The sequence below is a fragment of the Sinomicrobium pectinilyticum genome (assembly GCF_003725735.1).
GTDB lineage: Bacteria > Bacteroidota > Bacteroidia > Flavobacteriales > Flavobacteriaceae > Sinomicrobium > Sinomicrobium pectinilyticum.
Window position 1 is genome coordinate 79,469 of sequence record NZ_RJTM01000011.1, and the last position, 18,599, is coordinate 98,067.

The 18,599-nt window shown below is 44.4% G+C and carries 17 protein-coding genes and 1 tRNA gene; 10 read left to right on the forward strand and 8 right to left on the reverse strand.

Annotated features, from left to right (window positions below; translation table 11 throughout):
• Positions 1-71 precede the first annotated feature (71 nt).
• The 4 genes from ED312_RS02305 (at position 72) to ED312_RS02320 (ending at position 4,715) form a co-directional block, all read left to right on the forward strand.
• Complete coding sequence (locus ED312_RS02305) at positions 72-1,250, forward strand: acyl-CoA dehydrogenase family protein (RefSeq protein WP_123214387.1); 1,179 nt, start codon at positions 72-74, stop codon at positions 1,248-1,250.
• Positions 1,251-1,303: 53 nt separating this feature from the next.
• Positions 1,304-1,936, forward strand: a complete 633-nt coding sequence (locus ED312_RS02310; protein WP_123214388.1) for a Crp/Fnr family transcriptional regulator — start codon at positions 1,304-1,306, stop codon at positions 1,934-1,936.
• 363 nt (positions 1,937-2,299) lie between these two features.
• A complete protein-coding gene (locus ED312_RS02315) occupies positions 2,300-3,100 on the forward strand; it encodes a sulfite exporter TauE/SafE family protein (RefSeq protein ID WP_123214389.1) in 801 nt (266 codons plus the stop codon).
• A 226-nt stretch (positions 3,101-3,326) separates the two neighbouring features.
• The gene (locus ED312_RS02320; RefSeq protein WP_123214445.1) at positions 3,327-4,715 is read left to right on the forward strand and encodes an MBL fold metallo-hydrolase; all 1,389 of its coding nucleotides are present in this window, start codon (positions 3,327-3,329) and stop codon (positions 4,713-4,715) included.
• Positions 4,716-4,824: 109 nt separating this feature from the next.
• Here the strand turns inward: ED312_RS02320 and ED312_RS02325 are convergent, their stop codons facing one another.
• Both ED312_RS02325 and ED312_RS24460 read right to left on the reverse strand, forming a co-directional pair.
• Positions 4,825-5,067, reverse strand: coding sequence for a helix-turn-helix domain-containing protein (locus ED312_RS02325; RefSeq protein WP_123214390.1), 243 nt, complete (start codon positions 5,065-5,067; stop codon positions 4,825-4,827).
• Between the two features lie 535 nt (positions 5,068-5,602).
• Positions 5,603-5,794 (reverse strand): transposase, encoded by a 192-nt coding sequence (locus ED312_RS24460; RefSeq protein WP_394342839.1) that lies wholly within the window; start codon positions 5,792-5,794, stop codon positions 5,603-5,605.
• A gap of 166 nt (positions 5,795-5,960) precedes the next feature.
• Between ED312_RS24460 and ccsA the strand changes: the two genes are divergently transcribed.
• A complete protein-coding gene (gene ccsA / locus ED312_RS02335; protein WP_123214392.1) occupies positions 5,961-9,137 on the forward strand; it encodes a cytochrome c biogenesis protein in 3,177 nt (1,058 codons plus the stop codon).
• Positions 9,138-9,380: 243 nt separating this feature from the next.
• Here ccsA and ED312_RS02340 read toward each other — a convergent pair.
• Positions 9,381-9,462 (reverse strand) — tRNA-Leu (locus ED312_RS02340).
• Positions 9,463-9,724: 262 nt separating this feature from the next.
• On the opposite strand from ED312_RS02340, the gene ED312_RS02345 reads away from it, so the two are divergent.
• Positions 9,725-10,699, forward strand: coding sequence for a zinc metalloprotease (locus tag ED312_RS02345; RefSeq protein ID WP_123214393.1), 975 nt, complete (start codon positions 9,725-9,727; stop codon positions 10,697-10,699).
• A 108-nt stretch (positions 10,700-10,807) separates the two neighbouring features.
• On the opposite strand, the gene bioB is transcribed toward ED312_RS02345, so the two are convergent.
• The 5 genes from bioB to ahcY form a co-directional block, all read right to left on the reverse strand.
• A complete protein-coding gene (bioB, locus tag ED312_RS02350) occupies positions 10,808-11,893 on the reverse strand; it encodes a biotin synthase BioB (protein WP_123214394.1) in 1,086 nt (361 codons plus the stop codon).
• A 118-nt stretch (positions 11,894-12,011) separates the two neighbouring features.
• Positions 12,012-13,046 (reverse strand): NADP(H)-dependent aldo-keto reductase, encoded by a 1,035-nt coding sequence (locus ED312_RS02355; RefSeq protein WP_123214395.1) that lies wholly within the window; start codon positions 13,044-13,046, stop codon positions 12,012-12,014.
• Between the two features lie 86 nt (positions 13,047-13,132).
• Positions 13,133-14,092 carry an OmpA/MotB family protein gene (locus ED312_RS02360; RefSeq protein WP_123214396.1) on the reverse strand — a complete coding sequence of 320 codons (960 nt, stop codon included), beginning with the start codon at positions 14,090-14,092 and terminating at the stop codon, positions 13,133-13,135.
• Between the two features lie 12 nt (positions 14,093-14,104).
• Positions 14,105-14,869, reverse strand: coding sequence for an exodeoxyribonuclease III (locus tag ED312_RS02365; protein ID WP_123214397.1), 765 nt, complete (start codon positions 14,867-14,869; stop codon positions 14,105-14,107).
• Positions 14,870-14,993: 124 nt separating this feature from the next.
• The gene (ahcY, locus tag ED312_RS02370) at positions 14,994-16,310 is read right to left on the reverse strand and encodes an adenosylhomocysteinase (protein ID WP_123214398.1); all 1,317 of its coding nucleotides are present in this window, start codon (positions 16,308-16,310) and stop codon (positions 14,994-14,996) included.
• A gap of 179 nt (positions 16,311-16,489) precedes the next feature.
• Between ahcY and ED312_RS02375 the strand changes: the two genes are divergently transcribed.
• The 4 genes from ED312_RS02375 (at position 16,490) to ED312_RS02390 (ending at position 18,598) form a co-directional block, all read left to right on the forward strand.
• The gene (locus ED312_RS02375; RefSeq protein ID WP_123214399.1) at positions 16,490-17,116 is read left to right on the forward strand and encodes a 4'-phosphopantetheinyl transferase family protein; all 627 of its coding nucleotides are present in this window, start codon (positions 16,490-16,492) and stop codon (positions 17,114-17,116) included.
• Positions 17,117-17,197: 81 nt separating this feature from the next.
• The gene (locus tag ED312_RS02380; RefSeq protein WP_123214400.1) at positions 17,198-17,458 is read left to right on the forward strand and encodes a thiamine-binding protein; all 261 of its coding nucleotides are present in this window, start codon (positions 17,198-17,200) and stop codon (positions 17,456-17,458) included.
• On the forward strand, positions 17,442-18,080 hold the full coding sequence (gene pnuC / locus ED312_RS02385) for a nicotinamide riboside transporter PnuC (RefSeq protein WP_123214401.1): 639 nt from the start codon (positions 17,442-17,444) through the stop codon (positions 18,078-18,080). The genes ED312_RS02380 and pnuC overlap by 17 nt, the downstream gene beginning before the upstream one ends.
• On the forward strand, positions 18,035-18,598 hold the full coding sequence (locus ED312_RS02390) for an AAA family ATPase (RefSeq protein ID WP_123214402.1): 564 nt from the start codon (positions 18,035-18,037) through the stop codon (positions 18,596-18,598). The genes pnuC and ED312_RS02390 overlap by 46 nt, the downstream gene beginning before the upstream one ends.
• Position 18,599 lies beyond the last annotated feature (1 nt).

Below are 18,599 nucleotides of genomic sequence, written 5' to 3' on the forward strand. Positions count from 1 at the left end.
AATATAACAAATAAACCTTGTGATGTTATATTTCATTAGATATATTTGAAGGGTAATTTAACCATTCATACATGAGACCAGACCTTTTTGAAGCCCCGGACTATTACCAGTTGGACGATCTTTTGTCGGAAGAACACAAACTGGTACGTTCCGCTTCCCGGGATTGGGTGAAGCGGGCCATATCGCCTGTTATAGAAGAATATGCACAGCGTGCGGAATTCCCGAAGCAACTTATCGGCGGTTTGGCCGAAATAGGTGCTTTCGGGCCTTATATTCCCGAAGAATACGGAGGTGCAGGCCTGGACCAGATCAGTTACGGGCTTATTATGCAGGAGATCGAAAGAGGAGATAGCGGCATCCGGTCCACGGCTTCCGTACAGTCTTCCCTGGTCATGTATCCCATATGGAAATACGGTAGCGAAGAACAACGTAAAAAATACCTGCCTAAGCTTGCTTCCGGAGAATTTATGGGCTGTTTCGGGCTTACGGAGCCCGATTTCGGTTCCAACCCGGGAGGCATGGTTACCAATTTTAAAGACAAGGGAGACCACCTGCTCCTCAACGGGGCCAAATTATGGATATCCAATGCACCTTTCGCAGATATTGCCGTGGTCTGGGCCAAAGACGAAGCAGGAAGGATACACGGCCTTATCGCAGAGCGCGGCATGGAAGGGTTTACCACACCGGAAACACATAACAAGTGGTCGCTCCGGGCCTCGGCTACCGGGGAACTCATATTTGATAACGTAAAAATACCCAAGGAAAACCTTTTGCCCGGAAAAAGCGGCCTTGGGGCGCCCCTGGGCTGCCTGGATTCTGCCCGTTACGGCATCGCCTGGGGCGCTATAGGTGCGGCAATGGATTGTTATGATACGGCCCTTCGCTATGCCAAAGAAAGGGTACAGTTCGGTAAACCTATTGCAGCTACCCAGCTTCAACAGAAAAAACTGGCCGAAATGATCACGGAGATCACCAAGGCGCAGTTACTGGCATGGCGGCTCGGCGTATTACGGAACGAAGGAAAGGCCACTACGGCACAAATATCCATGGCAAAGCGCAACAACGTGGAAATGGCCATAAAGATAGCCCGTGAAGCAAGACAGGTGCTCGGGGGGATGGGAATTACGGGAGAATACAGCATAATGCGCCATATGATGAACCTCGAAAGCGTAATCACTTACGAAGGTACGCACGATATACACCTGTTGATTACCGGTGCCGATATAACAGGCTTTAACGCTTTCAAATAAACTGGCATCAGTGCGTTTATGGCGTAAAACCGATTATTGTTTATCTTAGGTGCATGATAGAAGCCTTGAAGCAAAATTACGGTTACCTCTTTGAACCCCCTCTCCTGGAGGAAATAAGCCGGGTAGGCCAGCTGAAAAAAGTACCCGAAGGATTCCAGCTTATGGATATCGGGGAGCCTATAAAAGGGATGCCCCTTATTCTGGAAGGGGCCATAAAAATTTTACGCGAAGATGAAAAAGGCAACGAACTGGTACTCTATTTTATAGAAAGGGGAGATACCTGTGCCATGACTCTTTCCTGTTGTGTAGGGCTTGCTAAAAGTGAGATCCGTGCCGTAGCCGAAACCGATACCGTTCTTGTAATGGTCCCGGTAGAAAAAATGGAAAGCTGGATGGCAACCTATAAAAGCTGGCGCCAGTTTATCCTGCAGAGCTATCACGACAGGCTTATGGAAATGCTCGATACGATCGATTCTATAGCCTTCCTTAAAATGGATGAACGCCTGTTGCGCCATCTCAGGGACAAAGCCATGATAACCCATGACGATGTCATCCACACTACCCACCAGGACATAGCACGTGACCTGAACACCTCGAGGGTAGTGATATCCAGGTTGCTGAAAAAACTTGAAAACCAGGGGAAAATACAGTTGTTCAGAAACAGTATTAGGGTTATAGATTTATAATTTGCAATCCGATAGCAGCTTGGTTTTATAATGGATTGAGACCATACAACCCGGGGCAAACGGATACGGAAATTAAACAACAGTGCTTTAAGTAGGATAGCGTTTTAGTTGCCCGGCCGGAGAGAGATAGCTTTGGGAGACCTGCTCCGTAAAAGTAAATCATTTGTGTTCTGCCCGTCAGGATATCCGGTCTTAGCGGAAGAGGGTTGATCCCCGCTCCGGGTTTAACCTATGACGGAATCATAAAAAAAGTATCTCCAAAACTATTTAGCTTTTAAGATGCGTCTACCCTGCCATGTAACCTTTGTTACCGATTACCTCTTCCGGATATCCTACTTTTGTAGCAAATTGTAAGACAGTATCATGGATATTCTCCACATAGCGGGTTTCGTAGGGGCTCTTCTCATAGGTATAATCCTCGGTCTTATCGGTGGCGGAGGCTCTATTTTAACCGTTCCTGTCCTCGTTTACCTCATGGGGGTAAGCCCTGCCACGGCTACTGGCTATTCCCTTTTTGTGGTTGGAGTATCCTCGCTTATCGGTGCGTTTATCAATATGCGGAAAAAACTGGTGCAGGTAAGAACGGCTTTTGTGTTTGCCTTCCCTGCTTTCGTCGTGGTATATGTTATGCGAAGGTTTGTGATGCCCGCTATTCCGCACTACCTCTTTACTGTCGGCGGAACGGAGGTGACCAAAGACCATGTTATTATGGTGTTTTTTGCCGTAATAATGCTTATTACTTCCATTTCCATGCTGCGTAATAAGAAAAAAAATATTATAACCAATGTTTCCGACTATCATTACCATATTCTTTTTCTCGAAGGTATACTGGTAGGGGTTGTCGCCGGTTTTGTAGGGGCCGGGGGCGGTTTTCTTATTATTCCCGCTCTGGTGCTTTTTGCCAAACTCCCCATGAAAAAAGCGGTAGCCACTTCCTTGCTTATCATATCTATCAATTCCATTATAGGTTTTGCCGGAGATGTTGGTGTGATGGAAATAGACTGGAACCTTTTGCTCATTTTTACGGGAATAGCTATTGCAGGGATATTTGCCGGTAGTTACCTTTCCGGAAAAGCAGATGGAAAGAAGCTGAAAAGAGGCTTTGGCTGGTTTGTACTGGTCATGGCAATATATATCCTTATAGAAGAGTTTACACATTTATGATGAGTAACTGATAAAAGTCATATAAAAACCAATCCGGAGATGGTAATTTGGTGGTGTTATGCCGGGAAGGAAAACAACCTGTTAAATTTGTACCATGAAACCGGAAAAGATTAAAATAGTCGTTGCCTCGTGTATTCGGAGATTCTTTTAATCATCAAACAGAGGGCGTTAAACTGTTAAAGAATGCTTGGATTGAGCTAAGTCGAAAATGATAAAAAATATTAACATGAAAGTAGAACAAATATATACCGGATGCCTTGCCCAGGGCGCTTACTACATAGAGAGTAAGGGCGAAGTGGCAATTATAGACCCTTTGCGGGAAGTGCACCCTTACACGGAAAAAGCAGAAAAGAACGGGGCGAAGATCAAATATATTTTCGAAACCCATTTTCATGCCGATTTTGTAAGCGGGCACCTTACCTTATCCAGGGAAACAGGTGCTCCCATTGTGTATGGCCCTACCGCAAACCCCGATTTTGAATCGATTATTGCAGAAGACGGACAGGAATTTCCTCTCGGGGAAGTAACCATTGTAGTATTGCACACTCCGGGACATACGATGGAAAGTACTACCTATCTCCTTCGCGATAAAGACGGGAAAGATTATGCCATTTTCAGTGGCGACACCCTGTTCCTGGGAGACGTGGGAAGGCCTGACCTGGCCCAGAAGGCCGCACATATGACCCAGGAAGAACTGGCCGGGCTACTTTATGACAGCCTCCGCGAAAAGATCATGCCTTTGGGCGACCATGTGATTGTATATCCCGGTCACGGAGCAGGATCGGCCTGCGGTAAGAACATGATGAAGGAAACCGTAGATACCCTCGGCCACCAGAAGGAGGTAAACTATGCACTGCGGGAAGACATGACCCGTGAAGAATTTATCAAAGAGGTTACCGACGGCCTGTTACCCCCTCCGCAGTATTTTCCGCATAACGTACGTATGAACAAGGAAGGATATGCGGATATCGATGAAGTGCTCAAACGCGGTGCCAGCCCGTTAAACCCCTCCGGCTTTGAGACCCTGGCAAACGAAAGCGGCGCTGTAGTACTGGATGTACGGCACCAGTCCGATTTTGAGAAAGGACACATCCCCCGGTCTATCTTTATCGGTATTGACGGGAGTTTTGCGCCCTGGGTGGGTGCCCTTATTATGGATACCGCCCAGCCCATTTTGCTGGTTACCCCCGAAGGAAGGGAAGAAGAGACCGTCACAAGGCTTTCACGCGTTGGTTTTGACAATACCTTGGGGTACCTGGAAGGTGGCTTTGAAGCATGGAAAGCGGACGGCAGGGAATACGATACGGTAAATTCAGTTACTGCCGACCAGCTGAAAGAAATGCAAAAGAAAGGCGAAGTACCCGTTTTTGACGTCCGTAAGGAAACCGAGTATGAAGCCGGTCACGTAAAAGGAGCACATTTAACATCCCTGGATTATCTTAATGATCATTTGGCGGAATTCCCCGAAGGAGAGAAGTTCTATATTCATTGTGCGGGGGGATATCGTTCCATGATCGCTGCTTCCATATTGAAAAGCAGGGGGATCCACAACTTTGCAGATGTGGCCGGAGGATTCGGGGCCATCAGGGAAGCTCATGTAGATATTACCGTATAATACTCCCGGTATTCGAATAATAAAGATGGAGAAGGCCGTTTCTGTAAGGAGCGGTCTTTTTTTGTGCTATGGCTAAAATACGGATGATTTAAACAAAAGAAGATAGCGCCTATTTATCCTGTTTGAATTTTTCGAATTCGGTTAAGAAATCTACGGAGGTCATGTCTAACGCAGGAGCCAAAATTTCACTACACCAGTATAATGTGGGGCTTACCATGCCCCGTTCTATGGCAGAAACATTCTGGGAGTTATTGCCTATACGCGAAGCCAGGTCGGACTGTGTCCAGCCTATTTCTTCACGTTTAGACCGGATAAAGCCTCCCAAAAGATGATTAAAATGCCGTTTATCCATAGATGAAAGAAAAGTCCAAAATTTTCAGCACCTCTTTCTAACGATATATGGTTAGTTTTTATGTTTTTTGTATATATTTGTATCCCGCGGTCATAAAAAAATGCATTACAGTATACTGCTATAAAGATTAGGTTGTTTGGAGAACATAGGCTTTCGGAAGCAAAACACGTTCTTATTATCCCATATGGTCTAAACGGGATGGTTTTGTCTTTCACAGTCTGTGGAGCTGCTTTCGAATAAGGGTAGGGGTATCCTTTGCAGAGCAGTAATAAAGAGGTTGCCTTCGTGGTCAACCTCTTTTTTTGGATGATGACGTAGCGTTGGTCCGGATAAGATATTCACCGGAGCATAATCGCTTAAGAATAAGAAGTCAACTTTACCTCAAGAATTATTTTGGGAAGCGATTAGAAAGATTGGGAAATGAGACGGATGCTGCTTGTAATTTTGAAATCGTGCAAGGAAATCACTTTTTTTGTTCATGAAAAATCAAAGATGATAGCTGAAAAAATTATGAGGCTTTTGATGTTCGTCATATTTAATCTGGCGAAATCGTTAGTACGTCCTGAATCAAAAAATGGACATGGTCACCATCAAGGCCTGTCTCCAAAAAATGAATCTCATAACACTCTTCTATACCAAGGCAGACAGAGAGGAACGTCTTAGCAAGATGATTGTCCAGAACATCAGGCCTATATTTTATGGGACATACGAAATGATACAACAACAAACTCTTGTTTTGACTCTTATGGATATGTTAGATTACACCTATCAATATAATAATCACGCAACACCTGAGGCAGAGCCTCGGTGAATTTTATGAATTGAACTTCAAACCAATTATTCTTAAAAGTCCTCTTTAGTTCGTAATTTCGCAACCTAATTGCAAATCCATTATGTTCGATTTACTTAAGAAAACCCTGTTCTCGACCAAATTAATGGCCATTTTGTTTCTTCTATTTGCTGCTGCAATGGGTATGGCAACTTTTATTGAAACTTCATACAGCATCGAAACCGCCCGTATTTACATTTACAATGCCACCTGGTTCGAGGCCATTATGGTTTTCTTTGTCATCAATTTTTTAGGGAACATTTACAGGTACAACCTTCTGCAATGGAAAAAATGGCCTGTTTTGATTTTACACCTTTCATGGATACTGATTATTGCAGGGGCTTTTGTAACACGATACATAAGTTACGAAGGCATGATGCCTATTCGGGAAGGCCGGACGGAAAATGTCTTTTATTCGGATAAGACCTATCTCACCGCCTATATTGATGGCGAAATTGAGGGACAACTCAGGCGCAAGGTTTTAGAAGACGATATTTTGGTCACCCGGGAAGGGAAAAGGTCAAGTCTGCCTTGGAACGATGATTTTAACGGGCATGAATTCAGAATTGAATATGTTGATTTTGTCAAAGGGGCTAAGGAAGGACTTATTCCCGATGAAAATGGCAAGGAATATTTAAAAATTGTTGAGGCAGGAAACGGGCAACGGCACGAACATTTTTTAGAGAATGGAACTGTTGCCAGCATCCATAATGTGCTGTTTGCACTTAATAAAGAGACCAGGGGAGCCATTAACTTTTACACTGGGGATGGAGGATATTTTATAGAAGCTCCCTTTGAAGGCAATTTTATGCGAATGGCTGACCAGTTGCAGGGAAAAGTGGTAAAAGATAGCCTTCAGGAATTACAGCTACGTTCGCTGTATTCTATGGGCGGAATGCAATTTGTAGTACCGGAACCATTACTTAAAGGGCGTTATGGCGTGGTCAAAGTCCCCGAGAATGAAATTACGGAACAGACCCGGGACGCATTGGTCGTTGCCGTTACTGCAAACGGACAAACGGTAGAAAAGAAGTTATTGGGCAGTAAGGGACCCTCAGATTTTGCTGCCCCGTTTTCCTTAGGGGATTTGCAATTTTCGTTGAGATATGGCTCCAAAATATATCAATTACCTTTTGGGGTGAAACTCAATGACTTTATTGCGGAAAAGTATCCCGGAACGGTCAATGTATACAAATCCTTTATGAGCAAAGTGACTATTGAGGATGAACGCCCCTTTGATTATGATATTTATATGAACCATATTCTGGATCATGGCGGATATCGCTTTTTTCAGGCCAGTTTTATGCCGGATGAAAAGGGTACGATCTTGAGTGTTAATCATGATTTTTGGGGGACGTGGATTACTTACATCGGCTACTTCTTGCTGTATGCCGGATTAATAGGAATTATGTTTTTCGGTAAAACTCGATTTATGGACTTGACCAAGGCATTAGGAAAAGTAAAAAAGAAGAAGGCAAAAATGGCAGCAGTTATGTTATTCCTGATTGGCTGCCTTCAAGGATTTGCACAGCAAGCACATCAGGAAAACCATACCAACATACCCACTCAGGAACAAATAGATTCGCTTATCAAGGCCACGACTGTTAGTGAGGAACATGCGGATAAATTCGGGGAACTGGTAATCCAGGATGAAGGAGGGCGGATGAAACCTTTGCACACTTTTACTTCAGAGTTGTTGCGTAAACTCAGTGGCAATGACAAATTCAAGGACATGAATTCCGATCAGGTATTCCTTTCCATGATGATAAACCCGCGCCTTTGGTACAATACAGAATTTATCAAAATCGGTAAATGGCAAAATGATAGTATTCGTCAGATATTGGGAGTAAAAAAAACGAAGAAGTTCATTAAGCCGGTTGACTTGTTCGATGCTACAGGCATGTATAAACTAAGGCCTTACCTGGAAGAAGCCAGCTCTACGACCAATCCCAATGAATTCCAAAAAGACTTTATCAAAGTTCATGAACGTTACACCTTGTTGGAAATGGCATTGAGCGGAAACATATTGAAAATATTTCCGTTGTTGAACGATGAGAACAACAAATGGATTTCTGCCTTGGAATTCCGTTCCGGTCAATATCAGGTACAAGATTCCCTGTATGCCAATTTTATGACGAATAGTCTTCCGTATTACGTAAATACTTTACGGAATGCTATTGCTACAGGAGATTATTCTGAATCCGATAAACTGCTGGAAGCCTTTAAACAGAACCAGAGAAATCATGGTTCGGAAGTAATGTTATCTGAGAAAAAGATAAAAGCCGAAATCATTTACAATAAGCTGGATATCTTCAATCGTCTGTATCAATACTATATGATGATAGGGGGGCTTTTGTTCTTAATTCTCATTTTCAGGATTTTTAAGGACAGGAAAATCTGGAGCGCCTCAACCTACTTCTTAAAGGGGGTGATTATTCTGTTTTTTATTTGGCATACCGCAGGCTTGGTATTACGTTGGTACATTTCGGGCCACGCCCCTTGGAGTAATGCTTATGAAAGTATTCTGTATGTTTCCTGGGCTACAGTAGGTATGGGATTACTTTTTGCCAGAAAAAGTGACCTAACCCTGGCCGCAAGTGCTTTTGTTGCTTCGATGCTGCTTTGGATCGGGCACCAAAGTTGGGTAGATCCTTCCATTGCTAATCTGGTGCCTGTTTTGGACAGTTATTGGGTGATGATTCATGTACCGATAATTGTAGGCAGTTATGGCCCTTTCACAGTAAGCATGATCTTGGGTGTGGTTTCATTGATTCTTATTATTCTGACGACCAAAAAGAACAAAAGGCGAATGGAAATTAACCTGAAGGAGTTGACCATTATCAATGAACTGACCCTGACAGTAGGTTTGGTGATGCTCACCATTGGTAACTTTTTGGGTGGACAATGGGCCAATGAGAGTTGGGGACGTTATTGGGGATGGGACCCCAAAGAAACCTGGGCATTGATTTCCATCATGGTCTATGCTTTTGTACTACATATGCGATTGGTACCTGGCCTAAGAGGAAGATGGATTTACAATTTTATGAGTGTAGCGGCCTATGGTAGTATTATGATGACCTATTTTGGTGTTAATTTCTATCTAGTCGGTCTTCATAGCTACGCGCAATCGGGTTCTGCAGCCATTACCCCGGATTATGTGAAATATATTGTCTTTGGATTATTAATTCTTGGCGGCATCAGTTACTGGAGGTATCGGGCGAATTATGTAAAACCGGTGTGAATTCTTCCTGTCAGTAAAACGAAGTTAGTTAGTCATTCTATAGATAAAGAGGTTTTGATAAATGATTTAACACACTTTGAAAACCTGATTACGAAAAATTAAATAACATATTCAAGACAAGAGAGGAAGATAAGATTTTTGTAAGAGGATTGCTTAGGTCTTAAGGCTGTAATTGTTGCCCCGTTCGTAGTCCTCGAAAAAATAAAAAACCCTGTGAAACATCTGTTTCACAGGGTTTTTTCGTACCTCGGGTGGGAATCGAACCCACACTCCCGAAAGAACCGGATTTTGAATCCGGCGCGTCTACCAATTCCGCCACCGAGGCAAATGGATTGCAAAACTAATAAATTTAATCTAACCGGAAAGATTTTTTTTAAGAACTGCGTAAAAAATACGGATTAGTAAGTGGGTGTATGCCTCCGGATACTGAGAATGGAAGAATATTATTTGATATTCACCTAAATTGAAAAGTGCTTTTGAAGGTAATCCTTAATACGGAAAAATAAAAAAAATAAACATTTATCTCGTTTTTTGTTAAAAATTTGTATAATTGTATTAACAAAACATTAACAAAAAATCTTAAATTCATGAGAAAAGTATTTTTGAGCCTATCTGTAATGGCTTTAGTCTTGACTTCATGCGAAAATTCGGTAAATGAAGTAGATGAGCAAAACCTGTCTTCTGAAAATCAAGAGTTCACAGTGTCTAAGGACCAATGTGGTACTATGGGAGTTCTTAATGAGAAATTAGCAGAGAACCCGGAGCTGGCATCCCGGATGGAAGCGGTAGAACTCCATAGTAAAGAAGCGATTAAGAGTAAATTAACAAATAGATTGGCTGCGGACGGCGTTATTGAAATCCCCGTGATCTTTCATGTGATCTACAGGACGGAAAGCGAAAATATACCGGATTCGCAATTACAATCCCAGTTAAATGCGCTTAACGAGGATTTTAATCTCAACAACCCCGGCAGAAATGGAATACCGGCTGAATTTGCTGCGGTGGAATCCGATATAAATATCCGCTTTACTTTAGAGCAGGTGATCCGGGTAAACAGCAATAAACGCCAGTGGAGACCGGACGATTCCATGAAGTTTACTTCGAGTGGGGGCAGTGATGTAGTGAATCCACAGGAATTTTTAAATATATGGGTGGTGAATAACATGCCCTACCGCGGTGGAAATATTCTCGGATACGCCCAGTTTCCGGGAGGAGACTGGTCTACGGACGGGGTGGTATTGGATCACAGATTTACCGGAGATACGCAATATTCTACGGGGAGAACGGCAACACATGAGGTAGGGCACTGGTTAAACCTTCGTCACATATGGGGTGATGGCGGTTGTGGCGCCAGCGATTTCGTAAATGATACTCCGGATGCGGACGGGCCAAGCAGAGGATGCCCCGTTTATCCGACAGTTGCTTGCGGAAGTAATAATATGACCATGAATTTCATGGACTATTCGGATGACGAGTGCCTGAATATGTTTACCGAAGGACAAAAAGACCGGATGCTGGCGGTATTCACTACAGGAGGGTTCCGGCAAACAATGGCCCAATAATCTCCGTAGTTCTTATTATATAAAGAAAAAACCATCCGGATATCCAGATGGTTTTTTTATGATGTACTGCAAAAAGCAGCCTGTTTGCAGACTAGTGTTTTGTTTGCATTATTTACTTTTCTGTTTCGCCATTTCATTACGGGGGATCATATGGCCCGGTCTGCTCCATTTGGGTTTTTCTCCCAGGGGCTGGAACAGGGAATTTTCAGCTTCCACCGTCTGGGGCTGGTCTTTCTTGGTAAAGGGTTTTTGCGGATTGAGCCCTAAGGCATGGAACATCTGCATATCTTCATGAACATCCGGGTTGGGGGTGGTGAGTAGCTTATCGCCGGCAAAAATGGAATTGGCACCGGCAAAGAAACACATGGCTTGTCCTTCCCTGCTCATACTTGTCCGCCCGGCCGAAAGGCGAACCTGGGTTTCAGGCATTACAATACGTGTTGTGGCTACCATACGTATCATTTCCCATATTTCCACGGGCTCCTGGTCTTCCATCGGGGTGCCTTCTACGGCTACCAGGGCATTGATAGGTACAGATTCCGGCTGTGGGTCGAGAGTGGAAAGGGCAACCAGCATCCCGGCGCGGTCTTCAGTGCTTTCTCCCATCCCGATAATACCACCGCTACAAACCGTCACATTGGTCTTACGTACATTTTCTATAGTTTGCAAACGGTCTTCGTATCCCCTGGTGGAAATGACTTCTTTATAATATTCTTCGGAAGTATCGAGGTTGTGGTTATAAGCATATAAGCCGGCTTCTGCAAGTCTTTTTGCCTGGTTTTCGGTAATCATGCCCAGGGTACAGCACACTTCCATTTCCAGTTTATTGATGGTACGTACCATTTCCAGGACTTCATCGAATTCCGGACCGTCTTTTACATTTCTCCAGGCGGCTCCCATACATACTCTGGAACTTCCTGCGGATTTTGCGCGGAGAGCCTGTGCTTTTACCTGCTGGACACTCATCAGGTCGTTGCCTTCGATATCCGTGTGATAGCGTGCTGCCTGGGGGCAATAACCGCAATCTTCGGGGCATCCTCCCGTTTTTATGGATAAAAGCGTGGAAACCTGTACGGTATTCGGATCGTGATGTTTGCGGTGTACCGTAGCGGCATCGTAAAGCAGCTCCATCAATGGCTTGTTGTATATTTCAAGTATTTCTTCTTTGGTCCAGTTGTGTCTTATTTCACTCATAGGTTCAAAATTGAAGTTGCGAATGCGCCTTTAGCCGTATCCGGGTTCAAAAATACTAAAAAAGGATTTGTTCCCCGGGAAACCATGTGCTAAATTCCAGTAGGCGGCTCATTCCGGGTTAAGGAGCCGGATTAGGTATTTGCTTGTGAATATTGTTTATTTCACGTATTACTGTCTCATCCAGTTGTATATGAATACTGTCTATATTTTCCCGGAGTTGCTCCATAGAGGTGGCCCCGATAATATTGCTGGTTACAAAGGGTTGCTGATTTATGAAGGCCAGGGCCATTTGAGCCGGCGAGAGATTGCTGTTCTTTGCCAGTTCGTAATATTGGCGGGCTGCTTCGGTAGCCTGGTTGCCACTGTAACGTTTAAAATTAGGGAATAAGGTAACCCTTGCATTTGCCGGTTGTCCGGTCAGATACTTTCCGCTAAGGACCCCGAAAGCCAGGGGAGAATACGGTAACAGGCCTATGTTCTTACGCATGGATATTTCCGCAAGGCCCACTTCATAGAGCCGGTTTAACAGGGAATACGGATTTTGCACCGTTATTATTTCAGGAAGACTGTGCTTTTTGCTTTCCTCGAGGAAACGCATTATGCCGTAAGGTGTTTCGTTGGATACCCCGATATGGCGTACTTTACCTTCTTTGATAAGTCCGTTAAGTGTTTCCAGGATTTCAGCGAAATTATCCTCCCATTTTTCGCTTTCGTCATGTGTATAATCCTGTTTGCCAAAAAAGTTTGTGTTCCGCTCCGGCCAATGCAGTTGATAAAGATCGATATAGTCGGTTTGCAGGCGGCGTAAGCTGCCGTGGATAGCTTCGTGTATGGCTTCTTTCTGAAAACCGGTCTGCCGGATGTGCTGGTTGGAATATCCCGGTCCGGCTACTTTGGATGCCAGGATGATTTTGTCCCTGTTCCCGGTCTTTCTGAACCAGGAGCCGATGATCCTTTCCGTGGCTCCCTGTGTTTCCTTTCGTGCGGGTACCGGGTACAGCTCGGCAGTATCAAAGAAATTAACCCCTTGTTCTAGGGCATAATCCATTTGTTCGTGACCTTCTGTTTCGGTGTTTTGCTGTCCCCAGGTCATGGTGCCCAGGCATATTTTACTTACTTTAATGTTGGTATTGGGAAGTGTGGTATATTTCATAGTAATTTTCTGATAAATAAAAATAAACCCGGAAAAGAAGGATGATACGGCTTCTCCGGGAACGTTCGGTCATTCACGGGGAGAGATTATATTTCGTTGAGCAACCTGGACACTTCATCCAGTTTGGGTGTGAGTATGACCTCTATTCTCCGGTTTTTTGCTTTTCCTTCCGGAGTGGTATTGGGAGCAACCGGGGCGTATTCGCTTCTTCCGGCGGCAGTGAGATTCTGCGGGTTGATATTCGCATTTTCACGCAGTATCTGAACAATGGCCGTAGCTCTTTTTGTAGACAGGTCCCAATTGTCCTTCACCTGTCCGCTGCCCCGGTAAGGTACATTGTCCGTGTGCCCCTCGATGAGGACGGAAATATCCGGGTTCTGGGCGAGTACTTTTCCCAGTTCAACCACAGCTCTCCGGCCTTCTGCACCCACGGCCCAGCTTCCGCTTTCGAACAGCAGTTTGTTTTCCATGGAAACATATACCTTGCCGTCCCGTTGCTCTACCGTTAACCCGTTGCCTTCAAAATCGAGAAGGGCGCGGGAGACGGCATCTTTGAGTTTCTGCATGGCGGCATCTTTGGAAGCGATAAGGCTTTCCAGTTCATCCACACGTCTCGACCGGGTTTCCAGTTGTTTTTTCAGTGCGTCCAGGCGGGCACTTTCTTCGGCCAGGGCATTTTCTTTAGCTTCCAGTTCGGCCAGGAGTTCCCGGTTCTTTTTGGAGTTTTCTGCTATGGCTGTGCTGCTGTTTTTTTCGAGTGCGTCGTAGGATTCCTGTAAATTTTCGAGATTGTTTTTTGCTGCCGTATATTCCCGTTGCAGCCTGTCCCGCTCCGCAACCGCATCATCGTATGCTTTTTGCAAAGCCGAAAGCTCGTTTTCCAGGCGGTTCTTTGCAGTTTCGAGTTCCTGATTTTTACCGGCGAGGGTGTCCCTCTCTTCTTTCAGGGAATGATAACGGCTCTCCAGGTCCTTATATACTTTGGAGGATACGCAGGAGGACACCAGGGAAATACAAGCGATACCGAGAATTATATTTCGCAACATGATTACAGTTTTTTATATGTTTAATTCTACCAGTATAGGGCAATGGTCACTGTGCTTTGCCTCTGGTAATATAACGGCCCTTTGCAGGTTTTCTTGCAGGGGCTTGCTTACCATATTGTAATCGATGCGCCACCCTTTATTATTGTTACGGGCATTGGCGCGGTAACTCCACCACGAATAGTTGTGCGGTTCCTGGTTAAAGTGCCGGAAACTGTCAATGAACCCGCTGTTAATAAAATTGTCGATCCAGCCCCTTTCTACGGGGAGAAAACCGGATACATTGGCATTGCGCACCGGGTCGTGGATATCTATGGCACGATGACAGATATTGTAATCTCCTGAAATTACCAGGTTGGGTTTTTCCAGCTTCAACCGGTTTATATATTCCTGAAAATCGGCCATATACTGTAATTTATGATCCAGTCTCTGGATATTTGTACCGGAAGGGAGGTAAAGGCTCATAACCGAAATACCATTGAAATCGGCACGGATGTTTCGTCCCTCGGCATCCATATAATCTATCCCCGTTCCGAACTCCACATGGTCCGGTTGTATTTTGGACAGAATGGCCACTCCGCTGTATCCTTTTTTCTCGGCGCTGAACCAGTAGTGATAAGGATAACCGGCCTTTTCAAAAAGGGAAAGGTCAAGCTGGTCCGTTCTTGCCTTGGTTTCCTGGATACAAATTACATCAGGATCGGCACTTTGCAGCCACTCCAGAAAGCCTTTGGCCAGTGCTGCTCTTATGCCGTTTACATTATAGGAAATGATCTTCATGAAATTGTTTTATGCTAAATTAAAGAATACGGGGTTTTTCTCCGTAAAAACGAGAGGTAAAATTTAAGGCTGTTTCAAAATTGTTTTGAAACAGCCTTATGTAATTTATGTGCGGGAATATGGTTTAGTACCTGTAGTAATCCGGTTTATACGGACCTTCTACGGTAACTCCGATATATTTTGCCTGTTCCTCGTTCAGGGTTTCCAGTTCCACGCCTATTTTTTCCAGGTGGAGCCTGGCCACTTTTTCATCGAGATGTTTGGGCAGTGTATATACTTTATTCTCGTACTGATCTTCGTTTTTCCACAATTCTATCTGTGCCAGGGTCTGGTTGGTGAATGAGTTGCTCATCACAAAACTCGGGTGCCCGGTAGCACATCCGAGGTTTACAAGTCGCCCTTCGGCCAGCAGGATGATATCGTTGCCGTTTACGGTATATTTATCTACCTGGGGTTTGATATTCACTTTGGAAGCCCCGTGGTTTTTATTCAGCCAGGCCACATCGATCTCATTGTCAAAATGACCGATATTACATACAATAGTTTTATCCTTCATTTGCTCGAAATGACGACCTGCCACAATATCTTTGTTCCCTGTTGTGGTAATAATGATATCGGCTTTGCCTACTACCGTTTCCAGTCTTTTTACCTCGTAGCCGTCCATGGCAGCCTGTAGGGCACAGATGGGGTCTATTTCGGTTACCGTAACAATAGCTCCGGCTCCGCGGAAAGAAGCTGCAGTCCCTTTACCTACATCTCCGTAGCCGCAAACTACAACGCGTTTTCCGGCAAGCATCACATCGGTGGCCCTTCGGATAGCATCTACGGCACTTTCCCGGCAGCCGTATTTGTTATCGAATTTGGATTTGGTTACCGAGTCATTAACATTGATTGCGGGAAGGGGCAGGGTACCGTTCTTCATTCTTTCGTAAAGACGGTGAACCCCTGTAGTAGTTTCTTCCGAAAGTCCTTTGATCCCGGGAACCAGGTCCGGGTAGCGGTCCAGTACCATATTGGTAAGATCTCCGCCATCGTCCAGTATCAGGTTTAAAGGTTTGCGGTCTTCTCCGAAAAACAGCGTTTGCTCGATACACCAGTCGAATTCCTCTTCATTCATGCCTTTCCAGGCATAAACCGGTATTCCTGCAGCGGCAATGGCCGCGGCGGCATGGTCCTGTGTGGAGAAAATATTACAGGAGCTCCAGGTAACCTCTGCGCCGAGGGCAACGAGGGTTTCTATGAGCACGGCAGTCTGTACGGTCATGTGCAGACAACCTGCAATACGTGCCCCTTTGAGAGGCTGCTCTTTACCATATTCCTCACGGAGCGACATCAGGCCGGGCATCTCGGCTTCCGCCAGTTCTATTTCCTTTCTTCCCCAGTCGGCCAGTGAAATATCTTTCACTTTATATGCTACGTAGGGCGCCGTTTTTGTATTCATAATCGTATATTTGTTTTTTGAGCGGTTTATCGTCTCCTTTCCAGAAAAAAGGAAAAGAGGGGACAAAGTTACGCAATAACTTTATCTAAGTAAAATATAGCAGCTATATAGTTCGGTTTTGCCAACTTCAGCTTGTATTGTCAAATGCCCGGAGGGGCTTTCAGAACGGAAACCTTTATATGCCTCTGTATAAAACCATAGCGGTAAACGCGAATACTACCATACGGATCTGGAAAATTGAAGAAAGCTACGAAAAACTTCTGCAGAATATAAATCCAACACAAAGATGCCTGCAACGGGTACATTCCATGAAATCCGATATTCATCGCAGGGGCTTTTTAAGTGTCCGGCAATTGCTGAAAGAAGCGGGCTATGAAGCGGAAGCCTTGTTTTATGATGAAAACGGAAAACCACATCTCAAGGATGGTAAACATATTTCCATTACGCATTCCTTTGAATTTTCGGCGGTAATTATCAGCGACTTCCCCGTAGGTATCGATATTGAGAAACAACGGGAAAAAATTACGATTATAGCCGATAAGTTCGTAGATTATGAGTTCAGCTATCTCAACGATAAGGAACTGGTGCGGAAACTTACTGTTATCTGGTGTGCCAAAGAGAGTCTGTACAAGGTTTTTGCGGTTCGGGGAATGAGTTTTAAAGATCATACCAAGGTTATTCCGTTCGTTTTGGAAGAAGGAGAAACCGTTGCATGGATACATTACGAAGAACAGGTGAGAAAATACCGCGTGCCTTTTCTGGAATTTGAAGGTTTCAGTTGTGCTTATGCCCTGAGGGAATTATAACGGAAATAGATCGATCATTTCAAGGTAGCCACCGCTCATCACACCAAATAATTAATCATTTATAAAAACGGTATTAATAATATGAAAATCTCGGTAGAACTTACATTAACTCCGCTACAGGACGAATACGAAGATGCGATTGTTCATTTCATTAAAAAACTTCGGGCTTCCGGGCTGACGGTATTGGAAAACCCGCTGAGTACACAGGTATATGGCGATTATGACAAGGTGATGGCCCTGCTGACCACGGAAATAAAAGAAGCTTTTGAACTGGTAGAGCGGGGGCTGTTGTACATGAAGATCGTAAAATCGGACCGCAGCGATTATGAACCACATTTTTGATTGGGCTTTTGCCCAGTATGAGGATGTTCCGTTACACCTGATCGTACTGGAGGTCATTGCCATGGTCTTCGGTCTCCTGAGTGTACTTTATTCGAAGAGGGAAAATATCCTGGTCTACCCTACGGGGATCATAAGTACGGCCATTTATGTATATATCCTGTGGGTTTATGGCCTGTTGGGAGATATGCTTATCAACGGGTATTATTTTTCCATGAGTATCTATGGCTGGTATTTCTGGACCCGAAAGGTCGATGCTACGCATTTTATGCCGGTTACGAGAACCACCTCTAAAGAAAAAATATGGTCCGTAATCCTTTTCGTGTTGACCATAGGGTTCGTATTCGGGGTATATAAAGCTTTTGATCGCTGGGATAGCTGGACGGCTTATGCCGATACTCTTACCACGGCTATTTTCTTTGTAGGAATGTGGCTCATGGCGCGAAAGAAACTGGAAAACTGGACCTATTGGATCATAGGAGATCTTATTTCCGTACCGCTGTATATGTATAAAGGGCTTGTCTTTACGTCACTGCAGTACGCTGTTTTCACCGTAATAGCTATATTCGGATATTTAGCATGGAAGAAAAACTTAAACAAAAGCCCGGAGACCTTATTAAGATAGTATTGTTCGGTCCGGAATCTACCGGGAAGACCACACTGTCCCGGCAACTTGCCGCCCATTACAATACGCTATGGGTGCCCGAATACATGCGGGAGTACCTCCAGGAGAAATGGAATAGGGAACGGAAAATCTGTGAACCGGAAGATATGCTGCCTATTGCCGAAGGGCAGATGGGCCTGGAAAACGAAAAAACGGCACTTGCGGATTCTCTCTTATTTTGCGATACGAATTTATTGGAGCTGAAAGTATATTCCGAGATCTACTATGGTGAATGCGATCCGGTTCTGGAGAAATTTGCCTTACGTAATAAGTACGATTTATACTTTTTGACGTATATTGACGTTCCCTGGGAAGAGGATGATTTGAGAGACAAACCGGGCGAGCGGGAGCCGATATTCCGGTATTTTGAAAATACGCTCAAAAAATACCGCAAGCCTTATGTCATCCTTAAAGGAAATAAAGAAGAACGATTTCGGGAGGCGATTGCCCATATAGAAAATCTTACAAGTAAAAAATAAT

What these genes read in the sequence shown, in the direction of transcription:
- ED312_RS02305 (WP_123214387.1), top strand. Translation starts at nt 72, where the DNA reads ATGAGACCAGACCTTTTTGAAGCCCCGGACTATTACCAGTTGGACGAT.
- ED312_RS02310 (WP_123214388.1), top strand. Translation starts at nt 1,304, where the DNA reads ATGATAGAAGCCTTGAAGCAAAATTACGGTTACCTCTTTGAACCCCCT.
- ED312_RS02315 (WP_123214389.1), top strand. Translation starts at nt 2,300, where the DNA reads ATGGATATTCTCCACATAGCGGGTTTCGTAGGGGCTCTTCTCATAGGT.
- ED312_RS02320 (WP_123214445.1), top strand. Translation starts at nt 3,327, where the DNA reads ATGAAAGTAGAACAAATATATACCGGATGCCTTGCCCAGGGCGCTTAC.
- ED312_RS02325 (WP_123214390.1), bottom strand. Translation starts at nt 5,067, where the DNA reads ATGGATAAACGGCATTTTAATCATCTTTTGGGAGGCTTTATCCGGTCT.
- ccsA (WP_123214392.1), top strand. Translation starts at nt 5,961, where the DNA reads ATGTTCGATTTACTTAAGAAAACCCTGTTCTCGACCAAATTAATGGCC.
- ED312_RS02345 (WP_123214393.1), top strand. Translation starts at nt 9,725, where the DNA reads ATGAGAAAAGTATTTTTGAGCCTATCTGTAATGGCTTTAGTCTTGACT.
- bioB (WP_123214394.1), bottom strand. Translation starts at nt 11,893, where the DNA reads ATGAGTGAAATAAGACACAACTGGACCAAAGAAGAAATACTTGAAATA.
- ED312_RS02355 (WP_123214395.1), bottom strand. Translation starts at nt 13,046, where the DNA reads ATGAAATATACCACACTTCCCAATACCAACATTAAAGTAAGTAAAATA.
- ED312_RS02360 (WP_123214396.1), bottom strand. Translation starts at nt 14,092, where the DNA reads ATGTTGCGAAATATAATTCTCGGTATCGCTTGTATTTCCCTGGTGTCC.
- ED312_RS02365 (WP_123214397.1), bottom strand. Translation starts at nt 14,869, where the DNA reads ATGAAGATCATTTCCTATAATGTAAACGGCATAAGAGCAGCACTGGCC.
- ahcY (WP_123214398.1), bottom strand. Translation starts at nt 16,310, where the DNA reads ATGAATACAAAAACGGCGCCCTACGTAGCATATAAAGTGAAAGATATT.
- ED312_RS02375 (WP_123214399.1), top strand. Translation starts at nt 16,490, where the DNA reads ATGCCTCTGTATAAAACCATAGCGGTAAACGCGAATACTACCATACGG.
- ED312_RS02380 (WP_123214400.1), top strand. Translation starts at nt 17,198, where the DNA reads ATGAAAATCTCGGTAGAACTTACATTAACTCCGCTACAGGACGAATAC.
- pnuC (WP_123214401.1), top strand. Translation starts at nt 17,442, where the DNA reads ATGAACCACATTTTTGATTGGGCTTTTGCCCAGTATGAGGATGTTCCG.
- ED312_RS02390 (WP_123214402.1), top strand. Translation starts at nt 18,035, where the DNA reads ATGGAAGAAAAACTTAAACAAAAGCCCGGAGACCTTATTAAGATAGTA.